The organism is bacterium, assembly GCA_013360215.1.
In the GTDB taxonomy this organism is placed as follows: Bacteria; CLD3; CLD3; order SB21; family SB21; genus JABWCP01.
The window spans coordinates 103,502-123,503 of record JABWCP010000003.1; the positions used below are offsets into that span (position 1 = coordinate 103,502).

Below are 20,002 nucleotides of genomic sequence, written 5' to 3' on the forward strand. Positions count from 1 at the left end.
CCGTTACGACCGTTATTTCAATTTTGCGTTTTGATCGGCAAATTTTTTGGCTTCACCGAAATATTTTGCCGTTTTGAGAATAGCGCTGTCCGTCATCGAACGCACCTGGGCCGCCGCATAACTACCCCATATAAATCGCGCTACTTCTGCTTTGACAAAATTGGACATATCCTCTTTGTCTCGCGCAATGGCATCGACTTCTTTGGTAATTCCTCTTGATTCGCCCATCTTGATCAACGCATCAAAATCTTCGTCGCTGATCTGGAATCCCGAGGTGAATTTTTTGAATTGATCTTTGTACTGATCGCGCAGTTTGGGTCCGTTTTTCTCAAGATAGTCGTTAGTAAAATCTCTAAAGATACCGCGCCCCCAGAGTTTGACGTAGTAGGCCGAAACGGTATCGTTATCAATGTGATAATCCGGCACAATACCGCCGCCACCGAATACTTTGCGGCCGGATGCCGTGTAATAAATATGGGTCGTATCGGAGTGTACCGTATCGCGGCGCACTTCGCCGTAATATTGATCCAGTGATTTGCCGTCGTAAGGACGCTGAATAAGACGACCGCTCGGCGTATAGTAACGGGCCGTCGTGACGCGCACCGATGAGCCGTCATTTAAATCAAATTGATTTTGTACCAATCCTTTGCCGAAGGTGCGTTCACCGACAACGATACCACGATCCAAATCCTGGATCGCTCCTGCGACAATCTCCGAAGCCGAGGCCGATCCGCGATTGACAAGAATTATGATCGGATATTTGCGATAGGTCGTTTTATCGCTGGAAAAATAATCGCGTGATGCGTTAGCAATACGGCCTTTGGTATAAACTATTTTTTTTCCGCCGGGGATAAATTTATCCACGATACGTTGCGCTTCTTCGAGATAGCCGCCGCCGTTATTGCGTACATCCAAAACCAGTTGCTGCATTCCTTGCGCTTCGAGTTCTTTGAGCGCTTGCTCGATTTCTTCTTCCGTTGTTTCGGCGAAACGTACAAAACGTATATATCCGGTTTTTTCGTCAATCATGAACTTTGCGTCGACACTGTAAACGGGTATTTTGTCACGCACGATTTCAAAATCAAGCATTTCGTTGACCCCGGTGCGTTGTACGGCAATACGTACTTTGGTTCCTTTGGGACCGCGCAGTCTTGAAACGGCCTGATCTATGGTAAACCCTTTGGTGGGTTCATCATTGATCTTTAAAATTTTATCGCCGGCCAATAAACCTACTTTTTCAGACGGGCTGCCGGGTATCGGCGTAACAATCGTCGGAATGCCATTGATCACATCAAGCTGTGAGCCGATGCCGTCAAAATTTCCCTGAAATTCTTCCTTAACGGTTTTCATTTCTTTAGGCGGGATATAGATCGAATGCGGATCAAGTCCTTTGAGGGCACCGACGATAGCATCTTCGACCAGTTTGTCCGAATTGACATCTTCGACGTACGTCTGTGTAACGATCGAGAGTACATATTGTAATTTCTGAATGCTTTTGTAGGCGTTTTGTCCGGGCCCAGTAAACCCGAGGATACCTATCGCGGCGATACCTACGCCGACGGCAATCAACCATTTTTTGCGCATGAAAAACTCCCGATTAACTTTGAAAGAATTTCCGCGTGTCGCGGGAAAAGTGCAATACTATACTTACGTTCCATTGATCATTAGGTTTCACCCACATCGGCCAATGTACAAAAATGCATGACCCCTGATAAACCCGTTCAAATCCTTCTTCGGATAGTGAAACCGTTTCGATAGGATATCGCCAAACATCGGCCGCTTCAGACCAAGCGAGTGCGATATTCAGATTTTGCCACCCGTCTATCATATTTAAACTCCGGATACCGGCAAATGTTCCCGACGACTGCATCGCACCGTCCGGCCATTTTCTGCCGCCGACCGCGTAAAAACGATCCTCCGCTTGCCCGGCCAAAAGTGTCAGATTGATCTCCGTTCCGAATTTTGCTTCAACTTCGGTTTTGCCTTTATTGTGCCAGCGGTAATGTACCTCAATGCGCGGATCATCGCTGAATATTTTATATTTTTTTTCGATTCGCATCGGCGTCATCTTTAGTTCCGTTTCGCGCAGGCATGTGATTTCCACATAACGTTCGTATTCTTTTCGCTCCACATCATATGATGCATCGGCCAGATCGGCATATACGCTATAGGTCTGATTTTGCCATGCCTCCAAATCACAATTGTCCGTCAACACATGATCTCTAAACGAACGGCGCTCGTATTGATCATAGATCAGATGCCTATGTAAATCCGGTTCTTTGGATAATACACGATCATGGATGCTGGCAATGCTGTCGTCCGATTCGGTATTTTTTTCAGATGGCTCGGTGATAGAAGCCTCCGCCAACTGATGATGATATCCTTCTTCCCGCCGGGTCAAAATGTCCGTCACGTGCATGGGAATTTCTTTGTAATCAATCTCAAAAAGCGTCGCACCGTGATGCGGATCAAGGTAGGCATTTAGCTTCGGCGATTCAAAAAGAATTTCATTTTTCCCGTTCGCATCAAAATCCGTTTCGTCCAAACGATACGGCTGTCCTTGGGTATATGCGTCCAGTTGATCGGTCAGTACTTCGGCGTTCAGCATATGCCGGTACACCGCAAAACGAATATTATTGAGGTATATCCCTCCAAATACGCCGTGCCAGTAAGGGCAATTGCATTGCGAAGCCCACAGGTGGTTTTGGGCGGATTCTAGAAGCGATTGTTTTACCTTATCATCTTTTGGAATAGCTTCTGCTACTTTGGCCAATCGCGCACTGACGCGTAACATTTTTTTATGCATACGGTTGCTCTCGGCGTACTTACTAAAAAAATTACGCCAAAAACCGCCACGCACAAACGCGTTGAAAGACTCAGCGATCTGCTCTTCTTTCAGTTTCGACTGAAACAATTCATAGTTACGATAACCGCTTAACGGCAATGCCCAGTGCAACATTTCACTATACGAAGCTGTCGGAAGGTAAATTTTTCCTTTGGGCGGGACCGATCGCAGGACATCGGAAAAATGGCATACTTCGATCCAATCCCGGTTCGCCTCAAGTGCTTCAAAAAAACGTTGAAGCCACCCGTTTTCATATACATGCAGAAACGTGTCCGGCCATATGCCAAACTTTTCGCCATCGTCCGCAAATACGGCTACGGCGTTCTCATTTTTTTCCGCAAGATCGCGCAGGTAATCTATCGTTTTTTCCGGCGCTTCGAACGGGATGAGATACCGCAACTGTTGACTGATCGGAAACAGCGCCAGCGTTGCGCCCTGATCTTCCGTGATGTAGTATCCGCTCAAATCATCGGCCGATAAGCCGGCGTGAAGGAAATGCGTATCATCCAGTATCACATACCGCACTCCGACTTGATTGAGCACCGACGGTAAATGCGGTTCCCACACACGTTCGGCCAGCCACATACCTTGCGTGGCTTGTTCGTACCGTTGTAAAAGATATTTTTGTAAGCGTTGAATTTGCCCGACCTGATCACGATGTGGGATAATCGGAAGTATGGGCTCATAAAATCCGCCGCCGATGAGTTCGATCTGTCCGCGATCCGTCAAAGTGCGCAGCTGTATGCTGTATTCGGGATACTGTTTATCAAGCCATTCGTACAAGATGCCCGACGTATGCATGCCGACGCGAACACCGGGAAAATCCCGCAGCAAATCAAGAAAAGGCCGATAGGCATTTTGATAAGCCTTATCCAACACAAAATCAAAATTGCCAACAGGCTGATGGTTGTGAATACCCAGTATGAGGCGTATTTTTTTCATTCGACGACAGTTTGACGCACGTATAAATGAATGCTCAACAAATTATTCCACGATGGCTTGAATGAATGCATGCGGGTCAAACGCTTCAAGATCATCAATGCCTTCACCCACACCGATATACAGTACAGGGATTTTCAATTCCTGCTGAATCGCCAGTACCACGCCGCCTTTGGCCGTACCGTCCAGTTTGGTCAGAATCAATCCGGAAACCTGCACGGCCTGCGAAAACTGGCGCGCCTGCTGAATGGCATTTTGTCCGGTTGTGCCGTCAAGCACCAAAATCGTTTCATGCGGTGCTCCAGAAATATGCTTTTCGATCACGCGACGCATTTTTTTAAGTTCTTCCATCAGATTAACTTTAGTATGCAGACGTCCGGCCGTGTCAATCAGTACGACATCATACTTGCCGGTCGTCGCCGATTGCATAGCGTCAAAAATAACCGCCGAAGGGTCTGCACCGTCGTTTTGGCGAATGATATCCACTTCGGAGCGGCGCGCCCAGATTTCAAGTTGATTACTTGCCGCCGCACGAAACGTATCGCCGGCCACCATGAGCACTTTTTTTCCGGTCTGTGCAAACCGATTGGCCAATTTACCGATGGTCGTCGTCTTGCCTGTACCGTTCACACCGACAATCAAAAGAACAAACGGTTTTTTGTCGGACATTTTTTCTTCGAGCGGTTTACCGGCTACGGGAATAATCAAATTTTCGATTTCTTCTTCCAGTAATCGATAAATTTGACCGACTTCGCTGATTTTTTCCTTTTTAACGCGTTGACGTGTACGTTCTAAAATTTTATGTGCCGTCTGAACTCCGATATCGGCCGTTATGAGAATTTCTTCGATTTCTGACAGCAAGGCTTCATCTAAAATCGTTTTTCCCTGGAGTACGGCGCTGATGCGGCCAAAAAGATTTTGGCGCGTTTTGGTTAATTTTTCTTTGAGTTTACCGAGTAGTGAAAGCATGCTACCTTGCATCTTTAAATGTAAAATATTTCCATCCGACTACCGCACCGATACCCATAGCATCGGCGATAAGATCGGCTGCATCGCATGATCTGAAAGGAACGTACAGCTGATGCAATTCGTCCGAAACCGCATAGATCAACGCCACTGACGCGGCAACCCCGGCCATCCATGAAGCCGATTTGCCTTTAGTTTGTCCATACGCCGCAAACGCAAACCACGCGGCGTATCCTAAAACACCGTACAAACCAAAGTGTACGACTTTATCCAAGTGCGGTATATCATACGACGGATATTCTTTTCCGGGAACAGACGACAAAATAAAAATCACGGCCATCCAAAAAATCAGCGGCCAAAATTTTTTACGATCGAAAGAATTTTTCGTATCCATCAAAACGCCTGCCCTAACGTCACCTGTAAAGCGATGCGAGAGATGTTATCGGCATTGTCCCGGGTTATGTTTTCCACGGCGGTTCCCGACGCATTGAGGACTTTGAGTTTGCTGACGTCCTGAAGTTTATAGCCTACATCCACACGCAACGGTCCGATGAGCGTACGAATGCGCGTCCCGAGGCCAACGGCCGCTACAGGCATAGCCGGCAATCGTTTTCCGTTGTAGGAATTATTTTTGAAGTCGTAACGCTCCCATACTTTACCGTAGTCGGCAAACACGGCCAGGTCCATTCCGAGAATGGCTTCATTGGGATCGCGCGCTTTATAGAGTAAGTAACGAAATTCGACCCCCGCCTCCATAATACTATTACCACCGCTATACGTTAGCGTACCGCCGTTTTGTGCAACGATGCCCAGCTCACGGATACCCCAGCTTCGCACACTGTTGGGACCACCGCCGTAGAATTTTTCCGTTACCGGAATTTCAGAACCTTTACTTCCTTCATACGGGATCGCCGAACCGCCGCGCGCACGAACCGCTAACGAAAGACGGTCCGTCAGCCCGAAATACTTACGGTTGTCAAGATTGAGTTTGATGAACTTAAGATCGGATGGTAAAACAAATCCCGCAAAATCGCTCGTCAAAAAAATCGAAACGCCTTCCGTCGGGTAAAAGAAATCATTGGCCGTATTATATGTCAAACCGGCGCGGGTATTGGTGGTAAAAGCCTCATTGATATCATTGGTCGTAGCGGCACGCCGAGTATCCACTGCTTTAAACGCGAACGGCGTAAAATTGACATTCAGTGCGGCAGTAATTTGACGAATAATCGTCGGTGTGACTTCGACGGTAACCGCATCGTATGAAACGGTATTATTACGTTGTGCCGATAACGTCGTCAACAAATCATTATCCGCATCATCCCACATCGGTATTTTGAATGTCGGCTGGCGAAATGAAATTTTGGTTTCCATAAAATTGGCAAAGAATTTATCCTGTTCAAACCCTTTGCTGACCTGTGCGGAAACCTGCATTTTACGTGCACCGCCGTAAAAATTACGACTCTGCCATGAAAGTTGTAATGCGAGAAAAGGCAGATTGCCCCAGTGCGCTTCCCCTTCCGGTAAATCGCTGAAGTCGGTCGTAAACCCCACACCCGGTTTGATGCTGCGTTCTTTGCGTTCGGCCACGGCGATGGTAATGTGGAGCGTATCAACCGGAATGCCATAGTCGGGAAGAAAAGCGCCTTTTTGTGTGATACGATTGGACGATTTGTGCAAAATCGAGTCGAGTTTTTCACTGGGCACCATCGTTGAGGAATCGAGTGAACCGCGTACTTTATTCATAATCGGCTTCGCCGATCGAAAAACGCCCAAACCGTTGATCTGGCCCATACTCAGATTGAGGCGATCCGGATTGAACGGGCGTCCTTCACGGTAGCGCACTTTACGCAATGGTACATAGTCTTCAACGATTTTGTCGGTCGTATCCGGCGTCGTGCCCTTGGGCAGGTAATCTTTGTAATAATTACCCTGCATCTTTGTTTTGCCGAACACCGCATAACGTCCCGGTGTCACCGTGTATTCCAATCGTGCTTTACGTTTTTCGGTTGAAGCCGTGTCAATTAGCTCCGTTACTTCAGCGGCAAAATATCCGTTTTGACTAAAGAGACGCTGAATGGCCGCCTTGGAAGATTCGATATTGATGCGATCCAGCGGGTCACCTTTACGGGTTGTGAGCAGCGGTAATATTTTTTTACGCTGAAATTTGGAACCCGGATCGGCGACGGGAATCGGGCTTTGAATATGGATATCAGGATCCTCGGCCAACGTTGTCGGTTCGCCTTCGTAAATATAAATTGTTATCTCAATGCTTTCGCGATGCTTGTCAAATTTGGCCGTATATTTTACGATCGTCGCATCAAAATAACCTTTGTCGTTGTACAGTTGATTGATGACTTTTAAGTCATTGGCAAACGTCTCGGCATTAAAAAAATACCGATTGGCGCCCCACTCCGGATCATAAAATGTCAGCGACAAAATACGAATGAGGTTATTCCCCGTCCAGCTCACCGCGCGCGTAAACCATCCGAGCTGACGTTCTTCCTCTTCGCCGACCGTAAGACTGAGGTTTAATGTAAGATCATCAAAGGCATCTAAACCGGTTTCTTTACCCCGGCTATTGACACCCGTAAAATAATATTTTTTGTTTTTTATAAATACGCTGTCCTCCGCCGTAGGCAAACTATCAATCCAAACGCCTGACGAATCTTCGTATAACGCGCGAAATTTTTCCACACGTCCGGAAGCGCCGGTCTGTGCATTGGCCGAGGTGTACGCGATCGAATAAACACCGATACAAATAAGGAATGTAAAGAAACGGAAGGTCATAAGAAGTTATCTGGATTGTTTGTCCGGCAGAAACGTAGATTTGAGTTTAGCCGTATTGAGTCCGCGCAACAACGTCTCGTCCACTTCGATTTCATCCACGATGCCGATTACCGCCGCTTCGATGGAGAGTTCGTTGGGCGCTTCCGTAATGGCACGACGGGCGGCATGGCCGTATGAAACCAACACCAATTCACCGATGCCGGCCCCCAGCGTATCGGCGACGACCACAACATTGGTGTTCGGATCTTTATCAATATTTACGGGATGCACCATCAGAAAACGTAATGACTTTACATTTTCTACTTTTTTAGTCGCCCAAACATTACCTACCACGCGTCCGATGAACATGCGTCAATCCGTTGATTAATGAAAATTTTTAAGTCATCATTATATAAGCCAATATTCCGCCGAAACCGCTTGCGATCATATTCACGGCATCATTGTGCATCCATACCAAACCGCGCACTTGACGTGTGGGTTCATCACAATGTTGTTTTTTCTCTGTAGGCTTTCCGCACGTTTGGCAAGCGTACTGGGCCTGCAGCGTCGCACCCAAAAAACTGTCGGCTATACTTCCCAAAAAACCTGCCAACGTAACAAACCACAAACCTTGTATATTCAGGTTTTCACCCATTACGTATGCCCCGGTCATCGCGATCCACAGCGAACCGGTGAAAGCGCCCAGAGTACCGGGCAATGAAATTCCGCCGGAAGTTCCGGGTTGTACTTTACGCCAATGTAAAACACTGCGCGGGGTCGCCTGAAAAAAAGTACCGATTTCGGTAGCCCAGGTATCCGCCGTCGCCGCAGCGATCACGGCCAAATAAACGATATACCAAACTTCACCGGGATATAACTGAGCGGCTAATGCAACGGCCCCGGCCAAGCCGCCATTGGCGAGTACCTGTCCGGCATCACGGGTACTTCCTTTTTCAAAGATCGTATCGAACTGCGCTTTGCGTCGCTTGCCCAAGCGCGATAATAAACTGGATGATATAAAAAACACAAGAATCGGTAAAGCCCACATCCATCCGCCGATTCCAAAAATCACACTGCCCAACAGAAACGCACCTGCCGCGCCGTCAGCCGTCAATAAGCGAAAGCGAAACGATGCCCAGCCTACGCAAGCTGCCAAACCCACGCCGTATATCAAATATACGGTTGCTTCTTCCGTTTGATGCGTGATCGTATATACGACCCACGCCACCGTCAGCGGAATAGTCAGATTATCCGAGCCGGCGGGTGATATGGCTTCCATGATCGTCGCCAAAAGCGCTCCGATCAATGCGGCACAGATGATCGTAAATTTCGAGAATTCCGCAATGTGAACATTTTGATAATACAAAAAAGAAAAAGCAATCACAAGCGTTGATACGACAAACATAGTGATCGAGCCTTCGATGCTTTTTCGGTCGGAGGTCAGATAATAATGACGCGGTGAAGGCCATAATTGCCCTACTAAGCCGGCGGATGCATCACCGAGCGCTAAAACCAACATGGCTGACATTAAAACTAACGGGGCCGTCTCCCAACACAGCAGTACCAACATCGTGAAAGCCATCGGATAATATACGGTCCCATACGACCGGCGATCCGTTCCGTGAATTCCCTGCAACCAATGCCCGCGAATCGCGAGCATATTAAACACAACAAAAAAAACGCCGATATATACGGCCGGCGCTCCCGAATCGAACCAGGAAGGCGCCAAAAAAATCAGAATGCCGACGCCAATATGGGTTATTTTACGCGTGATTTCCGGTGGCCAAAAAAACCGACGACGTAATAATTCCACCGTCGCCAAGATGACACCTAACGACAAAAAGGCCAGTGCATAGCCGATCCCATCACTCAGAGTCACTTGCCAAAAAATTGAATCCATAATCTTCTAAACAAGGAGAGGATAAATGCGTTTAGTATCAATACGCTAAGACGTGATAATAACCGATTGGGTTTTATTAAAAACTTCTAACCGAATTCGTTCGTACTACTAGGAATGCAAACCTATTAAATGTATGGGCAGTGAAGACGACATGTTTATTGAAATTTAAAAATACCAGCGTACAAATAAATGCGCACGGGTATCCCATGCATGGACATTATAACTGATATCTTCGTCCGGATCATCTTCGTATTCATCACCGTACATACGACCAACTTTAGTATAGATCAACTGCGCTTCGCCGCCAAAACTGAAATACGGTGAAAAATAATACTCACCGCCGGCCACCGGTCCAAAATACAAATCTGATTTGTGTCTTTTATCGGTATCACCGTCTTCATATCCGGGCGCCGAATAGGTGAATCGTGTTTTATCTTCGATGAACACTTTGCCCAAACGTGCGCCAAAATAAGTTTCCGTATGATCACGTTTTTTTCGACGTAAAATCCCAACGCCATAGCGGGATATTTTTACCGTTGAGTTAGACTTGTAATAATAATCATCATCGCTTCTACTGATTTTACCGGACATGTTGTTATAACTCACTTCCGGTTCGATACGCCATCGGTCACCAAAATTGATCGGAACATAAATCCCCATAATGGCGCCGGTTTTGAAATAACCATAATCATCGTCATCGCCAAACCGGTGTGTATTCGTGCCGAACGAAATTCCGATCCCAATCTTTTTTCGGTTGGAATTAGTTTCGTCTGTTTGCTCTTCGTTTTGACCTTGGAGCGACCATCCGTTCATCAATACAAAAATCAAAACGATCCAGCTGCGTATCGGTTTCATTTATTCTCCCCTTTTTTAATACAGAATAGAGCCCACGTAAGAAAAACTACACGGCCTTCAACGCATTTTCGATATCGGCGATCAAATCTTCCTTATCTTCGCAACCTACGGACAAGCGCACCAAACCGTCGGTCAAACCGAGTTTCAAACGGTCTTCCAACGGAATCGCACCATGTGTCATCGAAGCCGGATGGCATATCAGGCTTTCCACGCCGCCGAGGCTTTCGGCGAGGGCAAATATTTTTACGTTACGCAGCATATTTTTGCCGGCATCCATCGAACCCAGTTCGATCGAAATCATCCCGCCAAAACCACGCATCTGTTTTTTGGCCAGCGCGTGCTGCGGATGCGATGCCAAACCGGGGTAATAGATTTTTTTTACTTTAGGATGCTTAGCCAAAAACTCCGCCATAGCTGTTGCATTTTCATTGTGCTGTCGCATACGCAGCGCCAGAGTTTTCGTCGAACGCAGAACAAGCCAACAATCAAACGGCGACGGTACGGCGCCGATAGAGTTTTGTAAAAATTTGAGTTTTTCTTTTAACTCTTCGCTGGAAGTTACCACCACTCCGCCGATCACATCGCTGTGGCCGTTGATATATTTGGTCGTACTGTGCAAAACGATGTCCACACCAAACTCAAGCGGTGTCTGGAAATAGGGACTCATAAATGTATTATCTACGACGGAAATCAGTTTGTGTTCTTTGGCGACGGCCGCAACGACCTGCAAATCCGTTATCGTCAGCATCGGATTGGTCGGCGTCTCGACATACAACATTTTGGTGTTTGGCTTGATAGCCGCACGGATATTTTTTTCGTCCGACGTATCCACCCAGGAAAATTCAAGGCCAAAACGCTTCATGATTTTGTCAAAAAAACGAAATGTACCGCCGTACACATTATTGGAAACGATGACATGATCACCGCCGTTGAGCAGCGCGGCGATATTGGTAATAGCGGCCATACCGCTGCCGAAAGCGAAACCGTATTTGCCTTTTTCAAGCGCCGCGATATTCGCTTCCAACGCGACGCGGGTGGGATTGATCGTGCGCCCATAATCAAAACCTTTACTGACGCCAAGCTCTTCCTGAGCGTACGTCGAAGTTTGATAAATCGGCGTGATCACCGCACCGGTCGTCGGATCCGGGATTTGGCCGGCGTGAATGGCATCCGTTGAAAAACCCATATTTATTCTTTCCTACTATGCGTTATTATTTGGTTGTCAGATAATCAAGCAAATCAATTTTTGTCATAATGCTGATCGGGCGTTTGCTATCATCCACGACCACCACGGCGTTGGATTGGCGCAGATTTTCCTGCACTGTAGATATCGGCGTTTGCGCACCGACCATACGCACCTGACGCGTCATGCATTTGGAAACTTTGGCGTCTTGGGTACCGGCACCGCTGGCCAAATAATCCATGATATCGCTTTCCGATACGATCCCGACCAATGCGCCGCCGGAAGTAACCGGCAATTGCGAAACGCCTTTTTCGCGCATCTTGGAAATCGTCTGACGCACGCTCTCCATATCATCGGCACAGATCAGCACGGGGCGTGCCGGGTTTTTAGCTAGAATATCTTTGACCGTGCCCTGAATGGATTTGTTTTCAAAAAATCCGTTATCGCGCATCCACTTGTCGTCCACAAATTTGGTCATATAGTTACGTACGCCGTCCGATAAAACGACCACGCAATTTTGTCCGGGCTTTAACCGTTGTGCGGCCTGCAGTGCGGCAAAAAGCGATGAACCGGACGAACCGCCGACGAGCAACCCTTCTTCGTGAATCAGGCGGCGCGCCAATAAAAATGAGGACTGATCTTCCGTTTTGATCCATTCATCCACACAATCCCGATCGAGTACTTTGGGAATAAAATCATAGCCAATACCTTCGACCTTGTATGTACCGACGTGCGTACCGCCGCCGAGGATCGAACCTACCGGATCGGCGCCGACGACAATACACTGCGGATTGGCATCTTTCATACGTTTGGCTATGCCCGTGATGGAGCCGCCCGTACCGGCTGCAACGACGACCATATCTACTTTGCCATCCAGTGCGTCGAGGATTTCCTGACCGGTCGTATCGTAGTGAATTTTGGGATTATTGGGGTTGGAGTATTGATCTAAAATATGTGCATTCGGTAATTCGCGTTGCAGGCGTTGCGCGACACTGATATGGCTTTCCGGATCTTCGGAGGCCGCTTCGGTCGGTGTGCGAATAATTTCGGCGCCCAGCGCTTCGAGTATCACTTGTTTTTCGCGGCTCATTTTTTCGGGCATCGTGATGATCACACGATACCCTTTGATCGCGCCGGCCAATGCAATACCGATACCGGTATTACCGCTTGTCGGTTCGATCAACGTATCTCCCGGCTTGATACGACCTTCACGTTCCGCCGCTTCGACCATCGCGCGGCCGATACGGTCTTTGATGGAACCGCCGGGATTCATAAATTCACATTTGGCGTACAGATTACATTGAAGCTGTGCTCCGATTCGATTGAGTTTGACGACCGGTGTTTGACCGATGACTTCGAGAATGTTGTTGTATATCCGTTTCATAATTCCTGTAGATATTAAAAAATGATTTCTTTTTTTGCGATCATCGCGTGCAGTTTGTCCACTTCTTCGAGCGAACAGGTAAGGAACGTATTGATTTTGGATTTATCACCGGACGAAACGGCCAATAGAATCCCCGGTAAAAGTTGGGTCATAATGATGACGTGTTTCGTACCGACCGTGACCATCGTCTGCACGGTGTCCGGCTGCGGTTTTTTTCCGTCAAAAGGAATAGTGAACATGCGTTTGCCCTGATCCAAAAAAACGGAGGCTAAAGCGCCAAACTGGCCTTCGACGTGTTCATCGGATACATTGGACCGCAAAACTAATCCTTCCCAGGAAATCACGGCCACCAAGGTTTGCGGGGCAATCGCTTCAACGGTACGAATGATTTCCCCAAAATACTGATCGTGCGATGCTATCATGATGCCTCAGTGAATGTGGGGTTGAAGTTCTTTGATGGCGACGCTGATGTCAAACAAGACAAGCCCGAGTTTGGCTTGGGTTGTGGTAAAGACGGTCAGCAGCGTTTCTTTGGCCGCCCGCGTGATGATGATAAATCCTTCTTTGGCGCGTATCGTGACTTGCGCCATTTCACCGATCATCGCGTCTTCGGAACTGCTTTCGCCCTGATTCAGCAACGCGGCCGAAATCGCGGCCACGCGTTCGGCTTCGATGGTGTCCGGGAGCATGGACGAGATGACAAGCCCGTCGCTGCTGACGAGCGCAACCGCGCTTACACCCGGCGTATCATTGCGCAGACGTTTGAGAATATCCTCCATGATGCACCTAAAAATCGTTGGAAAAAGTGAGAAATTATTCGCCGCAAATATCATAAATAGTTAGGCCAAAGTCAATGCGGATTGTCCCCTGTAACTTTATGGCAGCGTACAAAACGCTCCTGCCCGCAAGAACGCCAGCGCGGCGTTTCATCACGGCAAACGGCCTCGACCCACGGGCAACGCGCCTGAAAAAGACAACCCTTGGAAGGGCGCGACGAATCCGCGATATCACCTTTTACTGCGACGGGTTTTACCGGCTTGGACGGATCGAGTTCGGGCACCGACGCAATCAAAGCCTGCGTGTACGGATGCAGCGGTTGATCAAAAAGAACATCCGACGGTCCCATTTCCATCATTTGTCCGCGATATAAGACGGCTATCCGATCTGCGATATGGCGCACCACAGCCAGATCATGGCCGATAAACAGATAAGAGAGATTTCTTGTTTCCTGAAGCGTCATTAAAAGCTCGATGATCTGCGCCTGCACCGACACATCCAGAGCCGAAACGGGTTCATCGCAAACGATGAATTGCGGCCGGACCGACAAGGCCCGTGCTATACCGATACGCTGGCGCTGTCCGCCCGAAAATTCGTGCGGAAAACAAAACCGCTGTGAGGGATCAAGACCGACGGTTTTAAGCAATTCTTCGATTTTATCTGTCGCCTCCGTTCCGGAAGCTGTTGCATGCACGGTGAATATCTCACGAAACATGGCATCCACCGTTTGGCGGGGATTGAGTGAACTAAACGGATCCTGAAATACGATTTGCATGCGGCGGCGAAAAGGACGCATCGCTTTATTATCCAATGCGGTAATTTCTTCGCCGTCAAAAAAAATACGTCCCGACGTCGGATCGGTCAGTTTGAGAAGGCATCGCCCGATCGTACTTTTTCCTGAGCCCGATTCGCCGACCACACCAAGGGTTTCTCCGGTTCGGACGATAAAAGAAACATCTTCGACGACTTGCGACCAGGTCGCACGCCCCCATAAGGTGCTCCCTACCGGGTATGACTTACAGAGGGATTCGACGCGGATAAGCTCTTGCATGAATGCGTCTTCTTCCGTGGTTTTTTGAAAAGATAAGGCCGGAAATAAAAACATGCTACCTTAAAAAAAGAAACGGCGCCTAACCGAAGTCATGCGCCGCTCCCTAGTGGTAACCGATAGGAATCGGAAAAATTATGCCCCGCGGGCGTAAGCAACATCCTCAAATACAAAATTGTTTATTTTATAATTCTCTTCCGCAACTTTGATGCAAAATGTTTTCATAAGATTGAATCCGCCCTGATAATCAATCGCATAGCGGCTTCCGCAGCGGTACACCTTTTTTTCACGCACCATTTTTTCCAAAGCCTGCTTGATCATCTGAATATTTTTGGGGCTCTCTTTGAGTTCAAGCCGTTTGGCAACGACATTGGCCGAGGTGGGTTCGGAATTCAAACCCAATTTCAAAATATAATTCTCCAGATCCATCAACACGGGATTCTGCTTTGTTTTGCGTGCTGCTGAAGTGGTGCGTCTCATATCCGATTTACCTCATTTTAGTGAATGAAAGGTTATCATCGCGTTAATTGCTTTTATATAAGACAAATACCTTGCCAAAACATGACTGGATAATTAAACCCAATAAAATCAAAGCATCGCTTCAAAACGATGTGACGCAGATCACAAGTTCAAATAAATTCGATAGTTAGGAATGTTTCTTCATGAGGCTACCTGCATCAGTTTGAAACAGGGCCGATTCGGTGGGTAAAAAACAAGAATACGACAGCGATCATACGTAGATTGGACGTACTTCATCCCTTATGCAAGAAAACTATAACCGCTATTTATTATCGGGGATATTTTTTATATCACGACAAAAGCTATAACCATCAAATTAAGATGGCTTAAGATTCTGTAATCTGGATGTCAATATTTCGCGCTCTGAGCGCTTCGATAAAAGACCGTGTTGGAACAGCTAATTCCTGCGGAACGGCGCCTTTTTCCGTGATTTTGCCTTGGGTCATCATTTGTGCGATCACAGAAATCGGATAAGACGTCAGACGCATCATGGCGGTGATATTATTGGACGCATCGCCATAGTCAACAATTTGGTATTGGATTTCTTTGGGATTTCCGTCTTTTATTCCTTTGACGGTAACGCGTACCAAAACGGCATCGCGCCCTTCCATCGCCAGCACTTTGGTTAGATTTTGTGCGAGCAGATCGCGCGGTACGACCGTATCGTTGCCGACTTTGACCGGTTTGGATTCCGTCAGTCCGAGATCCATCAGCAACTTGAACTGTGCGGCGTGACCGGGATATCGTATCGTTTTGTAATCCAAATTTTTCACTTTTCCTAAATACGTCTGCGGCAGTGTCGAGGTGCCGCCCGAAGTATTAAACGCTTCCAGTTTGCCGAACGGCGCGGGAAATTCCAGTTCCTCCACATCCACCATTGGGTCCACGGTAACAACTTCTCCGCTTTGGATTTTCACGCAAGGTTCGACGTATTCGTTGATCAACCCGTGCACCGAAAAAACCAGTTTATAATTCATCGGAGGACGCGGTTCCAGCGGAAGACCACCGACGCGTATCTGCACATCCGTAGTCTCATCCATTTGCCCGATGCCATCCGCTACCAAAACAGAAACCATACCCGGAGCCAATCCGCAGTCGGGTATGATCGTAATATTTTTCTTTTTGGCTTTATCATGCAGTGAAAGCTCCTGCGCGACGATGGTATTATTACCGCCGAGGTCGCAAAAATTGCATCCGCATTGGACGGCGAGCCTTGCCAGCTTGTAATTATATTTATACGTCACGGCGCTGACCACGGTATCAACCTGACTCATCAGTTTTTTTAACGCTTCTTCGTCTTCGACGTTGATTTTTTTGGCTGAAAAACGGAGATCGTTTTCCGCTTTAACAAACGCTTCGGTTTCTTTGAGTGCCTGGGCATTGGCATCGGCTACGATAATGCGTTCCATGTGGTGATTGCGTAAAAGATCAAACACCACCGCACGTCCCATCCATCCTGCGCCCAATACTAATATTTTCATAATGCTCCTTTTAAGCTGTCAGTTTTTTCGCCGTATCAGTTTGCCCGAAAAAAATCCGGATATATTATGTTCGAAAGGCGTGATGCAAAAATAGCCTTTCCCGGAAATAAATTTTTTCCAACGGGCATCATGATTTTTCTGAAGTTCAAATTCCGGATGCGCGGACAAAAACGCTTCGATGACGTTTTCGTTTTCTTCTTCGGATAACGTACACGTTGCATAGATCAGCATGCCGCCGGGTTTGACCAACGGCGCGTAATTTTCCAATAACGTCCGCTGTTCGTTGACCAGTTTTTCGATATTATCCTGTGTGACGCGCCAACGCATATCGGGATTGCGTTGCAATACGCCGAGACCGCTGCACGGTGCATCAATGATGATTTTATCGTACCATGTCCCCCGTTGATTTAGCGCCGCCAACGCATCGTTTTCGATCACCTCGATATTTTTACAGCCGGCACGGGTTGCGCGTTTTTTTAATTGTTCCAAAGCACCCGCATTGATATCCGCCGCGACGATATGACCGGTGTTATGCATCAGCATCGAAAGCGCCAGCGATTTTCCGCCGCCCCCGGCGCATGCATCCAGCACGCGATCCTCGGAAGCCGGATTGACCCATTCGCAAAAAATCTGACTGGATTCGGCCTGCACTTCGACCCATCCGTCTTTAAATATTTTCCGATTAAAAATATCATGCACTTCGCCGGGAATGAGTCCGTATTGTGCGTATGCGGTTTTTTTGGGAATAATCCCTTCGGCTTTTAATTTTTTAAATACATCCGCTTCCGTCGCCTTAAGGGTATTGATGCGCAAGACCAAAGGCGTCTCCTGATTATCAAATTCGCACATCCGGACGGTCGACTCGGTGCCGTACGTCTTGCTCCATTTTTCGATAAGCCATGACGGATGCGAATACGTGATCGCCAGCGCTTCTACAGGTTGTTTGCGCGGATTGGGAAAAGAAATTTCCGTGTGATATTTTTTCAGGTAACTGATAAAATTACGGAGGTTTTCTTTTTGGTTGCCGTACGATTTGGGAACTATAAAATTGACAATCGCCTGCGTACGTTCGACCGAGTGTCCGAGGTGGACGATATGAAACGCGGCGAGGCGGTAGATACAACGAATCAGCGGCTCCAATTCCTCCGCATTGCGTTTCAGCGTTTTGGAAACCACATAATCCAAACGTAATTTATACCGGATCACATTGAGCGCCGTGCGTGCGATCTGTTCGCGATCGCGCGAATCCAAAATGCCGAGATGGCGCTGAATATGCGTGCGAAGCAGAATATCGGCACGCTCCTGTGTCTCTTCGAACGCATGCAATACTTCGAGGGCGATCCGCTGGCCCGTCCACTCGGCGAGACGCCTTTCTTCCGTTTCAGAATTGGCACCCATAAACGTGCGCGGTTGATAGTATTTAGGTCGCCGGCGTGGTTTAGGACGTTCGTCACTATATCTTTCGCCGCGTTCTTTACCGGCAAACGTACGTTTTTCAGATGTACGATTTTCAGAGGTACGCTTATCCGATGTACGTTTATCGGACGTACGTTTATCCGAAGTGCGTTTCGCGCCAGATCGGGCGCCGGGTTTTTTGGAAAAAGGCATGGCTTCCTTAAGCTAAAGTATCTTCGAGTTCTTCTTTGGCCGCATACAATTCCGACACGGCATGCATATTATTGGCTTGTCGCGCAACGCGGATGCCCTCCGTATATGCGGCTATGGCATCCTGCGGCTGATTATTTTGTTCGTAACATTTGCCGAGTTGATAATACAGCGCGACGTAGGACGGATCACGCCGTTGTAAATCCGTAAACTCAGCGATCGCTTCGGCCCATCGCTGTGCGCCGACTAACTCCATCGCCAGCGCGTAACGCGAAAACGAATCACCGGGATCTTTTTCCAGAATAGCGCGTAAGGCTTCCGATCGTGTCATCATCGTACTCAGATTTTTTTACGCTGCATTTGGCCTAAGACGGCATTGAGTTCTTTTGATTTTTCCTCATACCCTTTTTTGCCGAGCAATGCAAACATATTGGTTTTATACGCTTCGACGCCCGGTTGATCAAAAGGATTGACGCCCAGCAGATAACCGCTCATCGCGCAGGCTTTTTCGAAAAAGAAAATCATCTGGCCGAGATAATACGCGTTGAGTTCCGGCAAGTGCACGGTCATATTCGGCACTTCGCCGTCGCGATGCGCCAGGGTCACGCCTTCGTAGGCTTTTTTATTCACGTATTCAAACGTCTGACCGGTGAGGAAGTTAAATCCGTCCACATCGCCTTCCAAGTCGGGCACCGAGGTATCGGATTGCGCTTTGTCAACCCACAAAAACGTTTCGTAGATATTACGCGTGCCTTGCTGCACCCATTGGCCCATCGAATGCAGATCCGTCGAAAAATCAACCGAGGCCGGGTAAATACTTTTGTGATCTTTACCTTCGCTCTCTCCGTAAAGCTGCTTCCACCACTCGCTCACATAGTGCAGCGACGGTTCGAAATTGGCCAGTATTTCGATGGCTTTTCCTTTACTGTACATCAGATTGCGGATCACGGCATACACATACGCCGGATTGGATTTTAAATCCGGATTGCTCAGTATTTTTTCCATGTCGGCCGCCCCTTGCAAAAGCGCACGGATATCCACGCCGGCGACAGCGATCGGCAAAAGCCCGACCGGCGTCAATACCGAATACCGTCCGCCGACGTCATCGGGAATGACATAACATTTGTAACCTTCTTTTTCGGCCAATTTTTTGAGTGACCCGCGGGCTGCATCGGTCGTTGCAAAAATTCGCTGCGATACCTGCATTTTGGACATGGCATCGCTCATGATTTTACGAAAATACCGTAGCGCAAGAGCCGGTTCGGTCGTCGTACCGGATTTAGAAATCACGTTGACCGCAACGCGTTTGTTTTGGATCACTTCGGTAAGGTCGCGCAGATAACGTCCGCTCATATTTTGGCCGGCAAAATAAACCTGCGGCGTTTTGTAAGGGATGTTGTTATTAAAACTATGCGTCAGCGCATCAATAACGGCCTTCGCGCCGAGGTATGAACCGCCAATGCCGATAGTGATAAGTATATCTGAAGTTTTACGAATATCTTCGGCCGTTTTAGCGATGTCCTCTACAAGCGCGGAGGGAAACTTGGATGCCAGATCCAGCCAACCTAAGAAGTCATTACCCGCTCCGGTGCGTTGCTCGATCATTTTATGTACGTCGTTGACTTTGGCCTGCATCCCGAAAATCTCTTCTTCCTTCAGGAACGGCATCACATACGTGTAATCAAGCTGGATACGGTTCATAAGACATGCTCCGGTTTGTGGTGTTTTTTGAGG

At 47.9% G+C, this 20,002-nt stretch carries 18 protein-coding genes; all 18 read right to left on the minus strand.

Annotated elements, in window-relative coordinates:
* Positions 1-12 precede the first annotated feature (12 nt).
* The 18 genes from HUU58_03010 to HUU58_03095 all read right to left on the minus strand — a co-directional run bounded on the left by HUU58_03010 (position 13) and on the right by HUU58_03095 (position 19,969).
* Positions 13-1,584 (minus strand): S41 family peptidase, encoded by a 1,572-nt coding sequence (locus HUU58_03010; GenBank protein NUN44624.1) that lies wholly within the window; start codon positions 1,582-1,584, stop codon positions 13-15.
* 13 nt (positions 1,585-1,597) lie between these two features.
* On the minus strand, positions 1,598-3,787 hold the full coding sequence (locus HUU58_03015) for a DUF1926 domain-containing protein (protein ID NUN44625.1): 2,190 nt from the start codon (positions 3,785-3,787) through the stop codon (positions 1,598-1,600).
* Between the two features lie 42 nt (positions 3,788-3,829).
* Positions 3,830-4,753, minus strand: coding sequence for a signal recognition particle-docking protein FtsY (gene ftsY, locus HUU58_03020; GenBank protein NUN44626.1), 924 nt, complete (start codon positions 4,751-4,753; stop codon positions 3,830-3,832).
* A 1-nt stretch (position 4,754) separates the two neighbouring features.
* Positions 4,755-5,144 carry a VanZ family protein gene (locus tag HUU58_03025; protein NUN44627.1) on the minus strand — a complete coding sequence of 130 codons (390 nt, stop codon included), beginning with the start codon at positions 5,142-5,144 and terminating at the stop codon, positions 4,755-4,757.
* On the minus strand, positions 5,144-7,537 hold the full coding sequence (locus HUU58_03030; protein ID NUN44628.1) for a BamA/TamA family outer membrane protein: 2,394 nt from the start codon (positions 7,535-7,537) through the stop codon (positions 5,144-5,146). Before HUU58_03030 ends, HUU58_03025 begins: the two co-directional genes overlap by 1 nt.
* 6 nt (positions 7,538-7,543) lie before the next feature.
* Positions 7,544-7,885: a EutN/CcmL family microcompartment protein gene (locus HUU58_03035; protein ID NUN44629.1), complete on the minus strand. Its 342-nt coding sequence runs from the start codon at positions 7,883-7,885 to the stop codon at positions 7,544-7,546.
* Between the two features lie 28 nt (positions 7,886-7,913).
* On the minus strand, positions 7,914-9,416 hold the full coding sequence (locus tag HUU58_03040) for a DUF92 domain-containing protein (GenBank protein ID NUN44630.1): 1,503 nt from the start codon (positions 9,414-9,416) through the stop codon (positions 7,914-7,916).
* A gap of 165 nt (positions 9,417-9,581) precedes the next feature.
* Positions 9,582-10,271, minus strand: a complete 690-nt coding sequence (locus HUU58_03045) for a hypothetical protein (GenBank protein NUN44631.1) — start codon at positions 10,269-10,271, stop codon at positions 9,582-9,584.
* Between the two features lie 46 nt (positions 10,272-10,317).
* On the minus strand, positions 10,318-11,457 hold the full coding sequence (locus HUU58_03050; GenBank protein NUN44632.1) for a cystathionine gamma-synthase: 1,140 nt from the start codon (positions 11,455-11,457) through the stop codon (positions 10,318-10,320).
* 25 nt (positions 11,458-11,482) lie between these two features.
* Positions 11,483-12,838: a cystathionine beta-synthase gene (locus HUU58_03055; GenBank protein NUN44633.1), complete on the minus strand. Its 1,356-nt coding sequence runs from the start codon at positions 12,836-12,838 to the stop codon at positions 11,483-11,485.
* A gap of 14 nt (positions 12,839-12,852) precedes the next feature.
* A complete protein-coding gene (locus HUU58_03060) occupies positions 12,853-13,260 on the minus strand; it encodes a hypothetical protein (GenBank protein NUN44634.1) in 408 nt (135 codons plus the stop codon).
* Between the two features lie 6 nt (positions 13,261-13,266).
* Positions 13,267-13,617, minus strand: a complete 351-nt coding sequence (locus HUU58_03065; protein NUN44635.1) for a roadblock/LC7 domain-containing protein — start codon at positions 13,615-13,617, stop codon at positions 13,267-13,269.
* 71 nt (positions 13,618-13,688) lie between these two features.
* Positions 13,689-14,720 carry an ABC transporter ATP-binding protein gene (locus tag HUU58_03070; GenBank protein ID NUN44636.1) on the minus strand — a complete coding sequence of 344 codons (1,032 nt, stop codon included), beginning with the start codon at positions 14,718-14,720 and terminating at the stop codon, positions 13,689-13,691.
* Positions 14,721-14,798: 78 nt separating this feature from the next.
* On the minus strand, positions 14,799-15,143 hold the full coding sequence (locus HUU58_03075) for a hypothetical protein (protein ID NUN44637.1): 345 nt from the start codon (positions 15,141-15,143) through the stop codon (positions 14,799-14,801).
* 365 nt (positions 15,144-15,508) lie between these two features.
* Positions 15,509-16,663, minus strand: a complete 1,155-nt coding sequence (locus tag HUU58_03080) for a saccharopine dehydrogenase NADP-binding domain-containing protein (GenBank protein NUN44638.1) — start codon at positions 16,661-16,663, stop codon at positions 15,509-15,511.
* 18 nt (positions 16,664-16,681) lie between these two features.
* Positions 16,682-18,271, minus strand: coding sequence for a 16S rRNA (cytosine(967)-C(5))-methyltransferase RsmB (gene rsmB, locus HUU58_03085; GenBank protein NUN44639.1), 1,590 nt, complete (start codon positions 18,269-18,271; stop codon positions 16,682-16,684).
* A 7-nt stretch (positions 18,272-18,278) separates the two neighbouring features.
* A complete protein-coding gene (locus HUU58_03090) occupies positions 18,279-18,602 on the minus strand; it encodes a tetratricopeptide repeat protein (protein ID NUN44640.1) in 324 nt (107 codons plus the stop codon).
* A 5-nt stretch (positions 18,603-18,607) separates the two neighbouring features.
* Positions 18,608-19,969: a glucose-6-phosphate isomerase gene (locus HUU58_03095; GenBank protein ID NUN44641.1), complete on the minus strand. Its 1,362-nt coding sequence runs from the start codon at positions 19,967-19,969 to the stop codon at positions 18,608-18,610.
* Positions 19,970-20,002: the final 33 nt, after the last annotated feature.